This is a genomic window from Streptomyces sp. NPDC097617 (genome assembly GCF_044761485.1).
Classification (GTDB): Bacteria; Actinomycetota; Actinomycetes; order Streptomycetales; family Streptomycetaceae; genus Streptomyces.
Window position 1 is genome coordinate 87,165 of sequence record NZ_JBIWCL010000013.1, and the last position, 17,515, is coordinate 104,679.

General features: G+C 71.8%; 11 protein-coding genes. 5 read left to right on the plus strand and 6 right to left on the minus strand.

What is annotated here, in order from left to right; all coding sequences use genetic code 11:
- Positions 1 to 13 precede the first annotated feature (13 nt).
- A complete protein-coding gene (gene pta / locus ACIQZO_RS21570) occupies positions 14 to 2,098 on the minus strand; it encodes a phosphate acetyltransferase (RefSeq protein ID WP_403628321.1) in 2,085 nt (694 codons plus the stop codon).
- A 224-nt stretch (positions 2,099 to 2,322) separates the two neighbouring features.
- Here pta and ACIQZO_RS21575 point away from each other — a divergent pair, with 224 nt between their 5' ends.
- Complete coding sequence (locus ACIQZO_RS21575) at positions 2,323 to 3,348, plus strand: ATP-dependent 6-phosphofructokinase (RefSeq protein ID WP_403628323.1); 1,026 nt, start codon at positions 2,323 to 2,325, stop codon at positions 3,346 to 3,348.
- A 195-nt stretch (positions 3,349 to 3,543) separates the two neighbouring features.
- Here the strand turns inward: ACIQZO_RS21575 and ACIQZO_RS21580 are convergent, their stop codons facing one another.
- On the minus strand, positions 3,544 to 4,167 hold the full coding sequence (locus ACIQZO_RS21580; protein WP_403628510.1) for an XRE family transcriptional regulator: 624 nt from the start codon (positions 4,165 to 4,167) through the stop codon (positions 3,544 to 3,546).
- 371 nt (positions 4,168 to 4,538) lie between these two features.
- On the opposite strand from ACIQZO_RS21580, the gene ACIQZO_RS21585 reads away from it, so the two are divergent.
- Both ACIQZO_RS21585 and ACIQZO_RS21590 read left to right on the plus strand, forming a co-directional pair.
- Positions 4,539 to 4,931: a MerR family transcriptional regulator gene (locus tag ACIQZO_RS21585; protein ID WP_403628325.1), complete on the plus strand. Its 393-nt coding sequence runs from the start codon at positions 4,539 to 4,541 to the stop codon at positions 4,929 to 4,931.
- Positions 4,932 to 4,956: 25 nt separating this feature from the next.
- On the plus strand, positions 4,957 to 5,298 hold the full coding sequence (locus ACIQZO_RS21590; RefSeq protein WP_272934836.1) for a co-chaperone YbbN: 342 nt from the start codon (positions 4,957 to 4,959) through the stop codon (positions 5,296 to 5,298).
- A 35-nt stretch (positions 5,299 to 5,333) separates the two neighbouring features.
- Here ACIQZO_RS21590 and glgB read toward each other — a convergent pair whose 3' ends face one another.
- The 4 genes from glgB to ACIQZO_RS21610 all read right to left on the minus strand — a co-directional run bounded on the left by glgB (position 5,334) and on the right by ACIQZO_RS21610 (position 12,934).
- Complete coding sequence (gene glgB, locus ACIQZO_RS21595; RefSeq protein ID WP_403628327.1) at positions 5,334 to 7,628, minus strand: 1,4-alpha-glucan branching enzyme; 2,295 nt, start codon at positions 7,626 to 7,628, stop codon at positions 5,334 to 5,336.
- Positions 7,625 to 9,070 carry a phosphotransferase gene (locus ACIQZO_RS21600; RefSeq protein ID WP_403628329.1) on the minus strand — a complete coding sequence of 482 codons (1,446 nt, stop codon included), beginning with the start codon at positions 9,068 to 9,070 and terminating at the stop codon, positions 7,625 to 7,627. Before ACIQZO_RS21600 ends, glgB begins: the two co-directional genes overlap by 4 nt.
- Positions 9,071 to 9,224: 154 nt before the next feature.
- Positions 9,225 to 10,943 carry a maltose alpha-D-glucosyltransferase gene (gene treS, locus ACIQZO_RS21605; protein ID WP_403628331.1) on the minus strand — a complete coding sequence of 573 codons (1,719 nt, stop codon included), beginning with the start codon at positions 10,941 to 10,943 and terminating at the stop codon, positions 9,225 to 9,227.
- Positions 10,940 to 12,934, minus strand: coding sequence for an alpha-1,4-glucan--maltose-1-phosphate maltosyltransferase (locus ACIQZO_RS21610; protein WP_403628333.1), 1,995 nt, complete (start codon positions 12,932 to 12,934; stop codon positions 10,940 to 10,942). The genes treS and ACIQZO_RS21610 overlap by 4 nt, the downstream gene beginning before the upstream one ends.
- A 1,030-nt stretch (positions 12,935 to 13,964) precedes the next feature.
- Here ACIQZO_RS21610 and glgP point away from each other — a divergent pair.
- Both glgP and ACIQZO_RS21620 read left to right on the plus strand, forming a co-directional pair.
- A complete protein-coding gene (glgP, locus tag ACIQZO_RS21615; protein WP_403628335.1) occupies positions 13,965 to 16,601 on the plus strand; it encodes an alpha-glucan family phosphorylase in 2,637 nt (878 codons plus the stop codon).
- A gap of 166 nt (positions 16,602 to 16,767) precedes the next feature.
- Complete coding sequence (locus ACIQZO_RS21620; RefSeq protein ID WP_403628337.1) at positions 16,768 to 17,460, plus strand: hypothetical protein; 693 nt, start codon at positions 16,768 to 16,770, stop codon at positions 17,458 to 17,460.
- Positions 17,461 to 17,515: the final 55 nt, after the last annotated feature.

The following is a 17,515-nucleotide window of genomic DNA, read 5'->3' on the forward strand; positions in this document are numbered from 1 at the left end:
GAGTGGGAGGGGGTCAGGCGGTGGGCGCCGGCGCGCCCTGCGCCTGGATCGCGGTGATGGCCACGGTGGTGACGATGTCCTGCACGAGTGCGCCGCGCGAGAGGTCGTTGACCGGCTTGCGCAGACCCTGGAGCACCGGGCCGACCGCGACGGCGCCCGCCGAACGCTGCACGGCCTTGTACGTGTTGTTGCCCGTGTTGAGGTCGGGGAAGATCAGCACCGTCGCGCGGCCGGCCACCGCGGACCCCGGCAGCTTGGTCGCGGCGACCGAGGGCTCCACGGCCGCGTCGTACTGGATCGGCCCCTCGACGGCCAGGTCCGGGCGCTGCGCGCGGATCAGCTCGGTGGCCTTGCGGACCTTGTCGACGTCCGCGCCGCTGCCGGAGGTCCCGGTCGAGTACGAGAGCATCGCGATCCGCGGCTCGACGCCGAAGGCGGCCGCGGTGGCGGCCGACTGGACGGCGATGTCGGCGAGCTGCTCGGCGTTCGGGTCCGGGTTGACGGCGCAGTCGCCGTAGACGAGGACCCGGTCGGCCAGGCACATGAAGAAGACCGAGGAGACGATGGACGCCTCCGGCTTCGTCTTGATGATCTCGAAGGCCGGGCGGATGGTCGCCGCGGTGGAGTGCACCGAACCGGAGACCATGCCGTCGGCCAGCCCGCGCTGGACCATCAGGGTGCCGAAGTAGTTGACGTCGGTGACCACATCGCCCGCCAGCTCGACGGTCATCCCCTTGTGGGCGCGGACCCGGGCGTAGTACTCGGCGAAGGTCTCCCGCAGCGGGGAGGTCGCCGGGTCGATGAGCTGAGCGCCCGAGATGTCGAGGCCGAGGTCGCCGGCCTTCTTCAGGATCGCCTGTTCCTCGCCCAGCAGGGTCAGGTCGCAGACCCCCCGGCGCAGCACCACGTCCGCGGCCCGCAGGACCCGCTCCTCGGTGCCCTCGGGCAGCACGACGCGGCGGCGCTCCGAGCGGGCCCGCTCCAGCAGCTCGTGCTCGAACATCATCGGGGTGACGCGCTCCGAGCGGGCCACCGACAGCAGGTCGCGCAGCTCGCCGGTGTCCACGTGCCGCTCGAACAGGCCGAGCGCGGTCTCCAGCTTGCGCGGGGTCGCGGAGTTCAACCGGCTCTGCAGCGAGAAGAGTTCGGCGGCGGTCGGGAAGCTGTTGCCGGCCACCGACACCACGGGCGTGCCCGGCGCCAGCTTCGAGGCCAGCGTCAGGATGTCCTGGCCCGGGCGCTCGTTCAGGGTGAGCAGCACACCGGCGATCGGCGGGGTGCCCGAGGTGTGCGCGGCCAGCGCGCCGATGACCAGGTCGGAGCGGTCTCCCGGGGTCACGACCAGGCAGCCCGGGGTCAGGGCGTTCAGGAAGTTCGGCAGCATCGCGCCGCCGAAGACGAAGTCCAGGGCGTCGCGGGCCAGCCCGGCCTCGTCGCCGAGGAGCACCTCACCGCCGAGCGCCCGGGTGATCTGGGCGACCGTCGGGGCGGAGAGCGACTTGTCGTCCGGCAGCACGTAGCAGGGCACGGGCAGCCGGGCGGCCAGCCGCTCGGCTATGAGGTCGCGGTCCTCCGCGGCCACCCGGTTGACGGCCATCGCGACGACGTGGCAGCCCAGGGTCTCGTAGGCGCGGTAGGCGTTGCGGGCCTCTGCGCGCACGGCCTCGGCCGCGTGCCTGGTGCCGCCGACGACCGGGACGACGACCGCGCCCAGCTCGTTGGCGAGGCGGGCGTTGAGCGCCAGCTCGTCGGGGAGGTTGGTGTCCGCGTAGTCGGTGCCGAGGACGAGCATGACCTCGTAGTCGCGGGCCACCCGGTGGTAGAGGTCGACCAGGCGGGAGACCAGCTCGTCGGTGCCCTTCTCGGCCAGGATCGCCGAGGCCTCCTGGTAGGACATCCCGTAGGCCGTCGAGGGGTCCTGCTCGATCCGGTAGCGGGCCTTGAGGAGGTCGAAGAGCCGGTCCGGTGCGTCGTGCAGGAGCGGACGGTAGACGCCCACCCGGCCCGTCTGCCGGGTCAGCAGTTCCATGATCCCCAGCTCGACGACCTGTCGGCCGTCCCCCCGCTCGATCCCGGTCACGTACACGCTGCGCGTCACGCCCGCTCTCCGTCCCCTGCTGTGGATGTCCGTTTGGTATGGCTTGACCTCTTGACAATACCTCTGCCAATGGCTAGGGCGCCCCCCGGAAAAAGGCCTGGCCGGGAGGGCCGAAAGGCCTTCCCGGCGGAGCTGCCGAAAACGCGCGGCACCCCGGGCCCGTGGAACAATCGGACAGGCTTCACCATTACGCCCTTCATATGTACGGCAGGAGACACAGCACGATGCGTATCGGAGTTCTCACCGCAGGCGGCGACTGTCCGGGCCTCAACGCTGTCATCAGGTCGGTCGTACACCGTGCCGTGGTCGGGCACGGAGACGAGGTCATCGGTTTCGAGGACGGCTTCAAGGGCCTCCTCGACGGCAACTTCCGCCCCCTCGACATCAATGCCGTCAGCGGCATCCTCGCCCGCGGCGGAACGATTCTCGGCTCGGCGCGCATGGAGCGCGCCCGACTCCACGAAGCCGCCGAGAACGCGCAGGAGCTGGCGGAGCGCTACGGCCTCGACGCTCTCATCCCGATCGGCGGCGAGGGCACCCTGACCGCCTCCCGGATGCTGTCGGACGCCGGGATGCCCGTCGTCGGCGTACCGAAGACCATCGACAACGACATCTCCTCCACGGACCGCACCTTCGGCTTCGACACCGCCGTCATGGTCGCCACCGAGGCCATCGACCGCCTCAAGACCACCGCCGAATCGCACCAGCGCGTGATGGTCGTCGAGGTCATGGGCCGCCACGCGGGCTGGATCGCGCTGGAGTCCGGTATGGCCGGCGGCGCGCACGGGATCTGCCTCCCGGAACGCCGGTTCGAGGTGGACGCCCTGGTGAAGATGGTGGAGGAGCGATTCGCCCGCGGCAAGAAGTTCGCCGTGATCTGCGTCGCCGAGGGCGCGCACCCGGCCGAGGGCTCCATGCCGTACGAGAAGGGCGCGATCGACCAGTACGGTCACGAGCGCTTCGCCGGCATCGGCAACCGCCTCGCGATCGAACTGGAACACCGCCTCGGCAAGGAGGCCCGCCCGGTCATCCTCGGCCACGTCCAGCGCGGCGGCACCCCCACCGCCTACGACCGCGTGCTCGCGACCCGCTTCGGATGGCACGCCGTGGAGGCCGTCCACCGCGGCGAATTCGGCAATATGACGGCCCTGCGCGGCACCGAGATCGTGATGGCCCCGCTCGCCCATGCGGTCACCGAGCTCAAGACCGTCCCCGAAAACCGCATGTACGAGGCCGAGTCGGTCTTCTAGGCGCGCCCGGACGGGACCTTCGGCCTCGATCCACCGGCCGAACGGCCCCCGCCGCGGCGCGCGACCGGACCTCGCCGGCGGGCCGGCCTGCCTGCTGCACCTCGTCTGCGACGCGTGCGGACGCCCGGCCGCCGACCGCGACGCCCGCTTCTGCGCCCGCTGCGGCGCCGGCCTGCCCGACGGGGCGCGGAGTACTTAGGCCCTACCGCCCGCGAGGTACCAGAACCGGTCCACGATCTCGGCGAGGAACTCGCGGCCGGCGTCCCCGCTTCCGGCCTCGCCCTGGCCGCCGCCCCAGCTCAGGGTCGCCACCATCCGCGACTGGTAGTCCCCGTGCAGCTGCTCCAGTACCCGCTCCAGGTGGTGCTTGGGGATCGGCAGCAGCTTGCCCAGCGGTTTCACATACGCCTGCCAGCGCGTGGTGACCGCGCTGCGCAGCAGTTCCGCCAGCTCCTCGTGCTTGCCGGTCGCCGTCACGAACTGGGCCAGCGTCAGGCTCAGCACCGAGGCGAGTGCGGCGGACTGCCGCTCGTTGCCCTTCCAGCGGCCGGTGTCCTCCATCTTCTGGTACGAGCTCGTCTCCAGGCCGATCCGCCGGGCCAGGTCGTCCGCCGCGAGGCCCCGGGCGACGCGGTGCTCCCGCAGGGTGACCGGTTCGGAGAGGAGCTCCGCGGGGGAACACCACAGGACACCCGCGAGGGCCGTGAGCTCGGCGGAGGAAGGTGATATCTCGCCACGCTCCCAGGCCATCACGGTCTCGGACGCGACGACGAGTCCGTACTGGGCGCGCAGGCCGTAGACGACATGACCGGGAGCCATGCCCAGGGCCGCGCGCAGGCGACGCGCGGCGGGGGCATTGAAAGGCGGGCTGGAGTGCACACCGCACACCGTAGAAGTGGCCAGGCTGTGGCGCCTACAGACCAAACAAACAAGCCCATACCTCGTAGGAACGTCCTATGAAGTTAAGGGCTTTCGTCGGGTTTCTGTGCGACCGTCCGGTAACCGGTGACCCCGTAGATCCTTTCCGTACGTACGGTTTCAGCCAACGCCCGTCGACGCAAGACCCTTCACATCCTCCCCACCAAGTGAACCCGCCATCCTTCCCGTGCGTGATCCGTTCAGGGGCCCTCGCCCACGGGGGTGGCGAGGGCCCTTGCCTTGACGTCGGCGTCAAGGCATACGGTCCTGCCATGCGCATCGGCGAACTGGCGGAGCGGGCCGGGACCAGCACCCGGACGCTGAGGTACTACGAGTCGCGGGGGCTGCTCCCCGTGCGGCGGGCCGACAACGGCTACCGGACCTACGACGAGGACGACCTGCGGCTGCTGAGCCAGATCCGCACGCTCCAGGACTTCGGCTTCGAGCTGGAGGAGACCCGGCCCTTCGTGGACTGCCTGCGGGCCGGCCACCCGGCCGGGGACTCCTGCCCCGCCTCGCTCGCCGTCTACCGGCGCAAGCTCTCCGAGCTGGACGGCCTCATCGGCCAGCTGGCCGATGTACGCGAGCAGCTCGGGCGGCAGTTGGCCGACGCGGAGCGGGCGGCCGGCGAAGCCGCCGTGCCGAAGTGCGAGATGACCGGATGACCGGACGAACGAGAGGGACGGTGACATGAAGGCCCATGGCGTGGCACAGGTGACGGACGCGGACTTCGAGGCCGAGGTACTGGGGGAGCGGGGGCGGCCCGTCCTCGTGGAGTTCACGGCGGACTGGTGCGGCCCCTGCCGCCAGCTCGCCCCCGTGCTCTCCTCGATAGCCGCCGAGGAGGCCGACCGCCTCAAGGTCGTGCAGATCGACGCGGACAGCAACCCCGGGGCCGTCACCCGGTACGGGGTGCTGTCCATGCCCACCCTGCTCGTCTTCCGCGACGGCGAGCCCGTCCAGCAGATGGTCGGGGCCCGGGCCAAGCGCCGGCTGCTCCAGGAACTGGAGGAGCAGCTGGCCACGGCCTGAACCCCGGGCTCAGGCCGTGGCCCCGACCCGGGGCCTCAGCCCTGCGGCCGGAACCAGACCGTCGCCAGCGGCGGGAGGGTCAGGCGCAGGCTCGCCGGGCGGCCCTGCGCCTGCACCGGCTCCGGCCGCAGCGGCTGCGTGTGGTGGATGCCGCTGCCGCCGTACACCTCCAGGTCGGTGTTGAGCACCTCCTGCCACAGCGGCACCTCCTCCGGCACCCCGATCCGGTAGCCGTGCCGGACCACGGGCGAGAAGTTCGACACCGCCAGCAGCGGCGAGCCGTCCTGCGCGTACCGCAGGAACGCGAAGACGTTGTCCTCCGCGGCGTCCGCCTCCACCCAGGCGAAGCCCTCCGCCGCAGTGTCCCGCTCCCAGAGGGCGGGCGCCGCCGCGTACGTACGGTTCAGGTCGCGCACCAGGTCCCGTACGCCGCGGTGGTCGCCGGCCGCCGAGTAGGAGGAGTCCAGCAGCCACCAGTCCGGCCCGTGCGCCTCCGACCACTCCGAGCCCTGCGCGAACTCCTGCCCCATGAAGAGCAGTTGCTTGCCCGGGTGGGCCCACATGAAGCCCAGGTAGGCCCGGTGCGAAGCCCGCCGCTGCCACCAGTCGGCCCCGGGCATCCTCGACACCAGCGAACCCTTGCCGTGCACCACCTCGTCGTGCGAGATCGGCAGCACGTAGTTCTCGCTGAAGGCGTAGATCATCCCGAAGGTCATGTCGTGGTGGTGGTACTTGCGGTGCACCGGCTCCTTCGACATGTAGCGCAGGGTGTCGTGCATCCAGCCCATGTTCCACTTCAGGCCGAAGCCGAGCCCGCCCGAGTCCGTGGGCCGGGTCACGCCCGTCCAGGCCGTGGACTCCTCCGCGATCGTCAGGACCCCCGGGCAGCGCCGGTAGACGGTCGCGTTCATCTCCTGGAGGAAGGCGACCGCGTCCGGGTTCTCCCGGCCACCGTGCTCGTTGGGCGCCCATTCGCCCTCGGCGCGCGAGTAGTCGAGGTAGAGCATCGAGGCCACCGCGTCCACGCGCAGGCCGTCCACGTGGAACTCCTCGCACCAGTACACGGCATTGGCGACGAGGAAGTTGCGGACCTCCTTGCGGCCGTAGTCGAACTCCAGCGTCCCCCAGTCCGGGTGCGCGGCCCGGCGCGGGTCGTGGTGCTCGTACAGCGGCCGCCCGTCGAACTCCGCGAGGGCCCAGTCGTCGCGCGGGAAGTGCGCGGGGACCCAGTCGACGATCACCCCGATCCCGGCCCCGTGCAGCGCGTCCACGAGGAAGCGGAAGTCGTCCGGGGTGCCCATCCGCGAGGTCGGCGCGTAGAAGCCGGTGACCTGGTAGCCCCACGAGCCGCCGAAGGGGTGCTCGGCGACCGGCATCAGCTCCACGTGCGTGAAGCCCAGTTCCTTGACGTACGCGGGAAGCTGCTCGGCGAGCTGCCGGTAGGAGAGCCCCGGCCGCCAGGACGCCAGGTGCACCTCGTACACCGAGAAGGGGGCCTGGTGCGGGGGACGGGCGCCGCGCTCGGCCATCCACGCCGCGTCCTGCCACTCGTACCGGGAGGCGGTGACCACCGAGGCGTTCGCCGGCGGGACCTCCGCGGACCGGGCCATCGGGTCGGCGCGCAGGGTGTGGCTGCCGTCGGGGCGGGTGATGTCGTACTTGTAGAGCGTTCCGGTGCCCACCCCGGGCAGGAACAGCTCCCACACGCCCGTCGACCCGAGCGAGCGCATCGGGTAGGCGACGGCGTCCCAGTACGAGAAGTCCCCGCTGACCCGGACCCCCTGGGCGTTCGGCGCCCACACCGTGAACCGGGTCCCGGCGACGCCCTGGTGCTCCATCGGCTGGGCGCCGAGCGCCGTCCACAGCTGCTCGTGGCGGCCCTCGCCGATCAGGTGCAGGTCCAGCTCGCCGAGGGCGGGCAGGAACCGGTACGGGTCCTGGACCTCGATCTCGTCGCTGTCGTACGTGACCAGCAGCCGGTACTCCGGCACACCGGCCAGCGGCAGCAGCGCCGAGAACAGGCCGTCGCCCTCCTCGAACAGTTCGGCCCGCAGCCCCTTGGCCAGGATGGTGACCGCCTTGGCGTGGGGGCGCAGCACCCGGAAGGCCACCCCGCCCCGCTGGGCGCGGGCCCCCAGCACCGCGTGCGGATCGTGGTGGCGGCCCTCCAGCAGCCGGGCCCGTTCCTCGGCCCCGAGCGCGGGTGCCTGCCGGACGCCGTGCGGAGGGGCGGCGCGCCGGGCCCGGGGAGCGCGGGCCTTCTTCACCGCCGCCGGGGCGGGTTCGGCTTCGTCGCGGACGGTCGGTGACGGCTGTCGTGCGGCGCTCACGCGAGCGGCCTCCTCGGGGGCTTCGGGTGGGGGTGCGGGGAGATGGAGCCGGGGGCGGGCGGGGTCGGCGGTACGCGGTGGGCGGGCCGTACGGGCTCCGAGAGCCGCCGGATCGCGGCCATCGGGACGTGCAGCCAGTCGGGACGGTGCCGGGACTCGTAACGGGCCTCGTACACCGCCTTGTCGGTCTCGTACGCGCGCAGCAGCACGGGGTCCTCGCGGGGATCCCGGCCGGTGGTGCGGGCGTAGCCCTCGCAGAAGGCGGCCCGGCAGTCGTCCGCCCAGGCCGGGGCGAACGGCCGGTGCGAGCGGGCGGCGTAGTCGAAGGAGCGCAGTATCCCGGCGATGTCGCGCACCGCCGGTTCGGGACGGCGCCGGTCGGCCAGCGGCCGGGCCGGCTCACCCTCGAAGTCGATCAACGACCAGCTGCCGTCGAGGGTGCGCAGGGTCTGACCCAGATGGAGGTCCCCGTGGATCCGCTGGGCGGGCACGCCCGCGCCCCGGGAGGCGGCCAGCGCGTCGAAGGCGCCCCGCAGCCCCGCCTCGTAGGGCCGCAGCGCAGCTACTTCCCGGGCGGTGGCGGCCAGCCGCGCCGTCATGCCCGCGGCGAGCCGGGCGGTCTGCTCCGGGCCGAGCGCCACCGTGGGCAGCGCCGACGCCAGCGCGCTGTGCACCTCGGCGGTGGCCCGGCCCAGCGCGTGCGCCTCGGCGGTGAAGTCGGCCCCGGAGCCGAGCCGGCGCAGCGCCAGCTGCCAGCCGTCGTCGGATCCGCGCAGGTACGGCTGGAGCACGCCCAGGGTCAGCGGTTCGCTGCCGGGCGGCACGGCCTCGTACCAGGCCACGGGCGCCGGGACCCGGGCGCAGCCGGCGGCGGCCAGCGCCCTGGGTAGCTCCAGGTCCGGGTTGATCCCGGGCCCGACCCGCCGGAAGACCTTCAGGATGAACGAATCTCCGTAGACGAGCGAGGAGTTCGTCTGCTCCCCGGAGATGGGCCGGGGCGTGAGGCCCGCCGGGATCGGCGTGGCCGGGTCCCGGTCGAAGCGCAGCGGCCCGAGGGACCCGGGGGAGCGCAGCCGCTCCAGCAGCATGGCCGCGAGCCGGGGGTCGCCCAGCGCCTCGTAGACCGCCCGGCCCGCGTACGGGCCGTCCTCGGCGTGGCCGATCAGGGTCGGCGCGAGGGCGGGCGGCAGGGACGGGCGGATGCCCAGGAGCAGTTGGTAGCAGTCCCCGTCGACGTCGAGGAGCAGGTGGAGCAGTCCGGGCGTGGATCCCGGTGGCAGCAGCTCGGCCGCCGAGACGGTCCTGAGCGTGCTGATGGTGCGGCCCTTGCCCGCGAACCAGCGCTGTGCGGGGAGCCAGGCCCTCAGCATCGGCTCCAGCGGAGCGATTCCGGCGGCCCGGTCGGCCGTCAGCCGGCTCCGGGCGGATGCAGCCTCCGACATGGCGTCGCGTCCTTTCCCCGGGCCGTCACGAATGCGCAGAGTGTCCCGGATGCGCGGCAGTTGCTTATCCGGCATGTGCGAGTGTCGGGTCAGGATGGTCCGTACAGGGGCGGGCGATTGACCCATTCGAGCTGCCCGCCCCGTTCTCGGCCTGCTACTCGGCGCGTTTGTCGACGCGCTGTTCGGCCCGCAGCCGGAACCAGTAGAAGCCGTGGCCCGCCAGGGTCAGCAGGTACGGCCACTCGCCGATCGGCGGGAAGCGCACGTCACCCGTGAGCTCCACCGGGACCCGCCCGTTGAACGACCGCAGATCGAGCTCGGTGGGCTGCGCGAAGCGCGAGAAGTTGTGCACGCACAGCACCAGGTCATCCCCGTACTCACGCAGGAACGCGAGCACCGCCGGGTTCGACGAGGGCAGTTCGGTGTACGAGCCGAGTCCGAAGGCCGGGTTCGCCTTGCGGATCTCGATCAGTCGCCGGGTCCAGTGCAGCAGTGAGGAGGGCGACGCCATGGCCGCCTCGACATTGGTGACCTGGTACCCGTGGACCGGGTCCATGATGACCGGCAGGTTCAGCCTGCCCGGATCGCACGAGGAGAAACCGGCGTTGCGGTCCGGGGTCCACTGCATCGGCGTGCGGACGCCGTCGCGGTCGCCCAGCCAGATGTTGTCGCCCATGCCGATCTCGTCGCCGTAGTAGAGCACCGGCGAGCCGGGCAGCGACAGCAGCAGGGCCGTGAACAGCTCCATCTGGTTGCGGTCGTTGTCCAGGAGGGGGGCGAGCCGGCGCCGGATGCCGATGTTGGCCCGCATCCGCGGGTCCTTGGCGTACTCGGCGTACATGTAGTCGCGCTCTTCGTCCGTGACCATTTCGAGGGTGAGCTCGTCGTGGTTGCGCAGGAAGATGCCCCACTGGCAGCGGTCCGGGATCGCCGGAGTCTTGGCCAGGATTTCGGAGACCGGGTAGCGGGACTCTCTTCGTACGGCCATGAAGATGCGCGGCATGACGGGGAAGTGGAACGCCATGTGGCACTCGTCCCCGCCCTTCTCGTAGTCGCCGAAGTAGTCGACGACGTCCTCGGGCCACTGGTTGGCCTCGGCGAGCAGCACGGTGTCCGGGTAGTGCGTGTCGATCTCCGCCCGGACCCGCTTGAGGAGCTGGTGGGTTCTGGGCAGGTTCTCGCAGTTGGTGCCCTCCTCGGCGTACAGGTAGGGCACGGCGTCGAGGCGGAAGCCGTCGATGCCGAGGTCGAGCCAGAAGCGCAGGGCCGAGACGATCTCCTCCACCACGGCCGGGTTCTCGTAGTTGAGGTCCGGCTGGTGGGAGAAGAAGCGGTGCCAGTAGTACTGCTTGCGTACGGGGTCGTACGTCCAGTTGGAGGTCTCGGTGTCGACGAAGATGATGCGGGCGTCCTGGTACTGCTTGTCGTTGTCGGCCCACATGTAGTAGTCGCCGTACGGACCCTCCGGGTCCTTGCGCGACTGCTGGAACCACTCGTGCTGATCGCTCGTGTGGTTCATGACGAAGTCGATGATCACCCGCATGCCGCGGGTGTGCGCGGCGTCCACGAACTCCACGAAGTCGGCGAGGTCGCCGAACTCGGGGAGCACGGAGGTGTAGTCGGCGACGTCGTATCCCCCGTCGCGCAGGGGGGAGGCGAAGAACGGCGGCAGCCAGAGGCAGTCGACACCGAGCCACTGGAGGTAGTCCAGTTTGCTGGTGAGCCCCTTGAGGTCGCCGACGCCGTCGCCGTTGCTGTCGTGGAAGGAGCGGACGAGGACCTCGTAGAAGACCGCCCGCTTGAACCAGTCGGGATCGCGGTCCTTGGCGGGGGTGTCCTCGAAGGTGTCGTGGACGGGATCGTTGATCATCATGTGGTGGGTGACCCTCCGGTGGGCGGGGACGGTCGCAGAGCGGCCAGTACGTGCGCGGGCGTACGGCCCGGCTCTAGGCGCACGTAGTTCGCCCTGCCCCAGTGATAGGTCTCGCCGGTGAGCTCGTCGCGCACCGCGAGGGACCCGTGCCAGTCGAGGCCGAGTACCGGCATGTCCAACGAGACCGTCGCCTCCTGGGTGTGGTGCGGATCGAGGTTGACGACCACCAGTACGGAATTGGCTCCGGCGCGCTTCGAATAGGCGATCACCTGTTCGTTGTCGGTCGAGTGGAAGTGAATGTCCCGCAACTGCTGGAGCGCCGGGTTGCGACGGCGCAGCCGGTTGAGCGAGGTGATCAGCGGAGCGATGGTGGTGCCGGTGCGGTCGGCGGCGGCCCAGTCGCGTGGCCGGAACTCGTACTTCTCGGAGTTCAGGTACTCCTCGCTGCCCTCCCGCACCGGGGTGTTCTCGCAGAGCTCGTAGCCGGCGTAGACCCCCCAGGCGGGGGACAGGGTGGCCGCGAGGACGGCCCGGACCTCGAAGGCGGGACGGCCGCCGTGCTGCAGGTACTCGTGCAGGATGTCCGGGGTGTTGACGAAGAAGTTCGGCCGCATGACCGAGGCGGAGTGGGTGGCGGCCAGCTCGGTCAGGTACTCGGTCAGCTCGGCCTTGGTGTTGCGCCAGGTGAAGTACGTGTACGACTGCTGGAAGCCGATGGCGGCCAGCGCCCGCATCATCGCGGGCCGGGTGAAGGCCTCCGCCAGGAAGATCACGTCCGGATCGGACTTGTTGATGTCCGCGATCACCTTCTGCCAGAAAACGACCGGCTTGGTGTGCGGATTGTCGACCCGGAAGATCCGGACGCCGTGGTCCATCCAGTGCCGCAGGACCCGGCAGGTCTCCTCGACGATCCCGGCCATGTCGGTGTCGAAGTGGATCGGATAGATGTCCTGGTACTTCTTCGGCGGGTTCTCGGCGTACGCGATCGTCCCGTCGGCGCGGTGGCGGAACCACTCCGGGTGCTTCTCCACCCAGGGGTGGTCGGGTGAGCACTGCAGGGCGAAGTCCAGCGCGATCTCCATGCCCAGCTCGCGGGCGCGCCCGACGAAGGCGTCGAAGTCCTCGATGGTGCCGAGCTCCGGGTGGACCGCATCGTGCCCGCCCTCCGTGGAGCCGATGGCCCACGGCACGCCGGGGTCCCAACTTCCAGCAGAAAGAGTGTTGTTCGGACCCTTGCGGAAAGTGGACCCGATCGGGTGGATGGGCGGCAGGTACACCACGTCGAAGCCCATCGCGGCGATCGCCGGCAGCCGCTCGGCGGCGGTCCGGAAGGTCCCGCTGACGGGGGCCTCGTCGGGCTCGAGCACCGCCCCCTCCGAGCGCGGGAACATCTCGTACCAGGATCCGAAGAGGGCCCGCTTGCGCTCCACCAGCAGCGGCAGCGGCTTGGAGGCCGTGACCAGCTCCCGGTACGGGCGCCTGGTGAACGCGGCGTCCACGCCGGGGTCGAGGGCGGCCTCGTACCGCTCGGCGGCGGGCCTGTCCTCGTCGCGCATGGCCGCGGCGGCGGCCAGGACGGCCTCACGCCCGTCGCGCTTGGGGATCCGGGCCCCGGCCCGCTCGTAGAGCTCGGCGCCCTCCAGCAGCATGAGCCCGGTATCGATCCCCGCGGGGATCTTGATCGCGGCATGGGCCCGCCAGGTGGCCACCGGATCGCTCCACGCCTCGACGGTGTACGTCCACCTCCCCTCGACCTCTACGGAGACCTTGGCCCCCCACCGGTCGGTGCCGGGGGCGAGCTCGCTCAGCGGCACGGGAACCCGCAGCTTCCCGCCCGGATCACGCAGGACGAGGTGGGCGGCTACGGCGTCGTGTCCTTCGCGGAACACGGTGGCGGAGATCTCGAAGACCTCGTCGACGACCGCCTTTGCGGGTCTGGCGCCGCAGTCGACGGCGGGGCGGACGTCCAGCACGGGAATGCGACCGATCATGATGGGATCACCTGGGGGCAGTTCGCAGGGCTCGGTGACAACAGGCCAGCCGGAATCACGGCTGGTAGTGCACGCTCTGTTCGCTCTGTTTCTAGCCGCTCCGTGGACGGCTGGGCTGCGGGCATGGCCGCTCCTGTCCGCGTTCACTCGGGTGGCGGGGAGAGGGTTTGTGGGCGGGTGCGCCGTGCGTGTACGCCGTGTGAGTACGCGTGTACCCGGGGAGCCCTTCCCACTATCACCCCACCCAACCCGGGTGTTCGGTTAACTACTCGTACGTAGTGGCACGGGGACGGCCCAGGGCCTGGGCGACATCCGGCCGGGCTGCGCCAAGTCGGCCGGGACCGGCTGACGTACGGGCGCGGGCGGCGCCGGCAGGGGGCACGGCCGGGGCTCGAACCACCCGTCCCACCGGCCCCGCGGACCCCGCCCTGAGGGTCGGCGGAGCGGCATCGGGAGACAGCGGCCCGACCCGGCCAGGGCGGCGAGTGACCAGCGATCCCCGGGTATTGAGGGATCTGTTCGAAGGCGTCGGCGGCGTCCGCGTGCTTGCGGCGCGCGCCTGGGCTCCGATCGGCCGGCCGGGACGCCGGCGCACGCGGAGGGTCCCGGGCGGGACGGCAGGAAAGGGCGATCCCCGGCCAGTTTCCGCGCGGCCCGGCACCGCACCGCGTCGTCCGCACACGTCCCACGCGAACAGAACACCGGGTGCCGGCCGGGCTCCGCTCCGCAGACCCCACGCGGCACGGACTGCCCACCCGTCCCGTCCGTCCCGTACGCGCCGTCGCTGCCCGGGTCGCCGCCCGAACGCAGGGCCGTGCCGTCCGCGATGCGTCCGGCAGCGGTACCGGGGGGCGTTGCGCGACCTTTCGGGATCCCGGGCCGATGCGGCCCGGGGCCACCGGCGGGCCGGGACACCGGAGAGGCGCCATGGCCGGAAGACCCGGGCGTCGCTAGCCTTCCGGGGGTGATGCGCGGGTGCACAGCGTGGTGCGGCCGCTCCTATCCGTAATCCCCTGCGAAGGTGGAACACGTGAAGGCTATCCGTCGATTCACCGTGCGCCCCGTCCTCCCGGAACCCCTGCTGCCGCTCACCGACCTCGCGCGCAACCTGCGCTGGTCGTGGCATGCCGAAACCCGTGAACTCTTCCAATCCGTCGACCCCGAGGGCTGGCAGGCCGCCGGCGGCGATCCCGTCCGGCTGCTCGGCGCCGTCTCCGCGGCCCGGCTCGCGGAACTGTCCGCCGACCGCCGGTTCCTGCAGCGGCTCGCCGTCGCGGCCGCCGACCTCGATGACTACGTGAACGGCGGGAGGTGGTACCAGAGCCAGGAGAACGGCGCGGAACTGCCTGCCGCCATCGCCTATTTCTCCCCCGAATTCGGGATCACCGCCGCCCTGCCCCAGTACTCCGGCGGCCTCGGCATCCTCGCCGGGGACCACCTGAAGGCCGCCAGCGACCTCGGCGTCCCGCTCATCGGGGTGGGCCTGCTCTACCGCCACGGCTACTTCCGCCAGTCGCTCTCGCGCGACGGCTGGCAGCAGGAGCACTATCCCGTCCTCGACCCCAACGAACTCCCGCTCGGCCTGCTCCGCCAGGACGACGGCACCCCCGCCCGGGTCTCGCTGACCCTGCCCGGCGGACGCACCCTGCACGCCCACATCTGGCAGGCCCGCGTCGGCCGGGTGCCGCTGCTGCTCCTGGACTCCGACGTCGAGGACAACGACGCCCCGGCCCGCGAGGTGACCGACCGGCTCTACGGCGGCGGCAGCGACCACCGGCTGCTCCAGGAGATGCTGCTGGGCATCGGCGGCGTGCGCGCGGTGCGCGCGTACTGCCGGATCACCGGGCACCCCGATCCCGAGGTCTTCCACACCAACGAGGGCCACGCCGGATTCCTCGGGCTCGAACGCATAAGGGAACTGGAGCGGGAGCAGGGCCTCGGTTTCGAAGCCGCCGTCGAGGCGGTGCGCGCCGGAACCGTGTTCACCACGCACACCCCCGTCCCGGCCGGGATCGACCGCTTCGAGCGGGCCCTGGTCGCCCGGCACTTCGGGGAGGGCGGCGAACTACCCGGTGTACCCGTCGACCGGATCCTGGAACTGGGTGCCGAGACCTACCCCGGCGGCGACCCCGGGGTCTTCAACATGGCCGTCATGGGCCTGCGCCTGGCCCAGCGGGCCAACGGGGTGTCCACCCTGCACGGTGCGGTCAGCCGGGAGATGTTCGCCGGGCTGTGGCCCGGCTTCGACCCGGCGGACGTCCCCATCACCTCCGTGACCAACGGGGTGCACGCCCCGACCTGGGTGGCCCCCGAGGTGGTCCGGCTCGGCGCCCGGCAGATCGGCGCGGGCCGCACCGAGGACGCCCTGTCGGTCGGCGGCTCCCCCCGCTGGGACGCGGTCGCCGACATCCCCGACCAGGACGTGTGGGACCTGCGCCGGGTGCTGCGCGAGCAGCTGGTGCAGGAGGTACGGGACCGGCTGCGGGCCTCGTGGCGCCAGCGCGGGGCGGCCGCGGCCGAACTGGGCTGGGTGGATTGCGTTCTCGACCCCGACGTGCTGACCATCGGCTTCGCCCGGCGCGTGCCCTCGTACAAGAGGCTCACGCTGATGCTGCGCGACCCGGAGCGGCTGCGCAGGCTGCTGCTGGACCCGGAGCGGCCGGTGCAGATCGTCGTCGCGGGCAAGGCGCATCCGGCCGACGACGGCGGGAAGCGGCTCGTACAGGAACTGGTGCGGTTCGCGGACGACCCGCGGGTGCGCCACCGGATCGTCTTCCTGCCCGACTACGGCATGGCCATGGCGCAGAAGCTCTACCCGGGCTGCGACGTCTGGCTGAACAACCCGCTGCGGCCGCTGGAGGCCTGCGGCACGAGCGGGATGAAGGCCGCGCTGAACGGCTGCCTCAACCTGTCCGTGCTGGACGGCTGGTGGGACGAGTGGTTCGAGCCGGACTTCGGCTGGGCCATCCCGACCGCCGACGGGCTCGGCGCGGACGAGGACCGGCGCGACCACCTGGAGGCGAGTGCCCTCTACGAGCTGATCGAGAACCGGGTCGCGCCCCGGTTCTACGACCGGGCCGGGCGCACCGGGCTGCCGGTGCGGTGGATCGAGATGGTCCGGCGCACGCTGGTCTCGCTGGGGCCGCGGGTGCTCGCCGGGCGGATGGTCCGGGAGTACGTGGAACGGCTGTACACGCCGGCCGCGCTCGCCCACCGGGCCCTCGACGCCGAGGCGGCGCGGGACCTCGCCTGGTGGAAGGGGCGGGTCCGGGCGTCCTGGCCGCGGATCTCCGTCGAGCACGTGGAGACGCTGGCCGAGGCGCCGGTCAACGGCACCGCCGAGCTGGGTGCCACCCTCACGCTGCGCGTGCAGGTGGCGCTGGACGCGCTCGCGCCCGAGGACGTCGAGGTGCACGCGTTCGCCGGCCGGGTGGATCCGCAGGACGTGATCCGCGACGGGCGGAGCTTCCCGCTCAAGCCGGCCGCGGGACCCGACATGGAGGGTCGCTGGGTGTACGAGGGCCCGCTCGCGCTCGACCGGACGGGACCCTTCGGCTACACGGTGCGCATTCTGCCCGCGCACCCGCTGCTGGCGACCCCGGCCGAATTGGGACTGGTCGCGGCTCCGGTGGATACGGACGCGGGGGGCGGCGTACTCCTGCGCTGACCCGGTGGGGCCGGGCGGCGCAGCGCGGGTGCGCGCCGCCCGGCCTCATGGGTGAACCACGCTCGCGCGGGGTCTGCTGAAACGTTTTGTCGGGGTGGCCCGCTCCTACGCTGCCCGAGGATGCCACCGGACCGGTATCCGCGGAACCCGAGGAACGGACACCCCCATGCGTCTTCGCTCGACCGCCGCCGTGATCGTCGGCGCTCTCGCGCTCGCCCTGCCCACCGCCGGCCCGTCGCTCGCCGACGACCACGGCGAACGCGCCCTCGGCACGCTGCACTACACGTACCTCGACGCGGGCGGCGCCCAGCGCAACGGGCAGATCCGGCCCGCCGACAACGACACCTGCTACCTGCTCACGCGCACCTCCCGTGACGAGCCGGCCATCGAGGTGCGCAACGACACTGAGTCGCTGGCCGTCCTCTTCGACAACCGCAGCTGCGAGGGCGAGGCGGAGGCGGTGCTGAAGCCGGGGGGCAAGGCGAAGCGGGTGGAGGTCGTCTCGGTCTACTTCAAGCCGGTGGTCGCGGACGCGGGTAACGGCGGCAACGGCGGCAACGGCACCTGGCCGGGCCGGGGCGACCAGGGCCGCGACGACGAGAGCGAGGAGACCCCGATCGACGGCGGCCAGGGCGGCGACGGCGGCAACGGCACGTGGCCGGGCCGCGGCGACCAGGGCAGCGGGGACGAGAGCGGCCAGACCGAACAGCCCGCCCAGATCGAGCAGCCCGGCCAGACCGAGCAGCCCGACCAGACCGAACTGCCCGACCCGAGCGACGAGAGCCAGAACGAGGACCAGAACAGCGACGACGAGGAAGAGGAGGACTTCGTCACCCGCGTCCTGCGCGCCCTCGGCTGACCCGGCCCCCGGGCCGCCCCCGGGCCCATGGGACAGGGCCGCCCGGGGAGGTTTC

Bases quoted from the DNA above. Each gene is read 5' to 3' on its own strand.
- ACIQZO_RS21575 (WP_403628323.1), top strand. From the start codon at position 2,323: ATGCGTATCGGAGTTCTCACCGCAGGCGGCGACTGTCCGGGCCTCAAC.
- ACIQZO_RS21580 (WP_403628510.1), bottom strand. From the start codon at position 4,167: ATGGCTCCCGGTCATGTCGTCTACGGCCTGCGCGCCCAGTACGGACTC.
- ACIQZO_RS21585 (WP_403628325.1), top strand. From the start codon at position 4,539: ATGCGCATCGGCGAACTGGCGGAGCGGGCCGGGACCAGCACCCGGACG.
- ACIQZO_RS21590 (WP_272934836.1), top strand. From the start codon at position 4,957: ATGAAGGCCCATGGCGTGGCACAGGTGACGGACGCGGACTTCGAGGCC.
- ACIQZO_RS21600 (WP_403628329.1), bottom strand. From the start codon at position 9,070: ATGTCGGAGGCTGCATCCGCCCGGAGCCGGCTGACGGCCGACCGGGCC.
- treS (WP_403628331.1), bottom strand. From the start codon at position 10,943: ATGATGATCAACGATCCCGTCCACGACACCTTCGAGGACACCCCCGCC.
- ACIQZO_RS21610 (WP_403628333.1), bottom strand. From the start codon at position 12,934: ATGATCGGTCGCATTCCCGTGCTGGACGTCCGCCCCGCCGTCGACTGC.
- ACIQZO_RS21620 (WP_403628337.1), top strand. From the start codon at position 16,768: ATGCGTCTTCGCTCGACCGCCGCCGTGATCGTCGGCGCTCTCGCGCTC.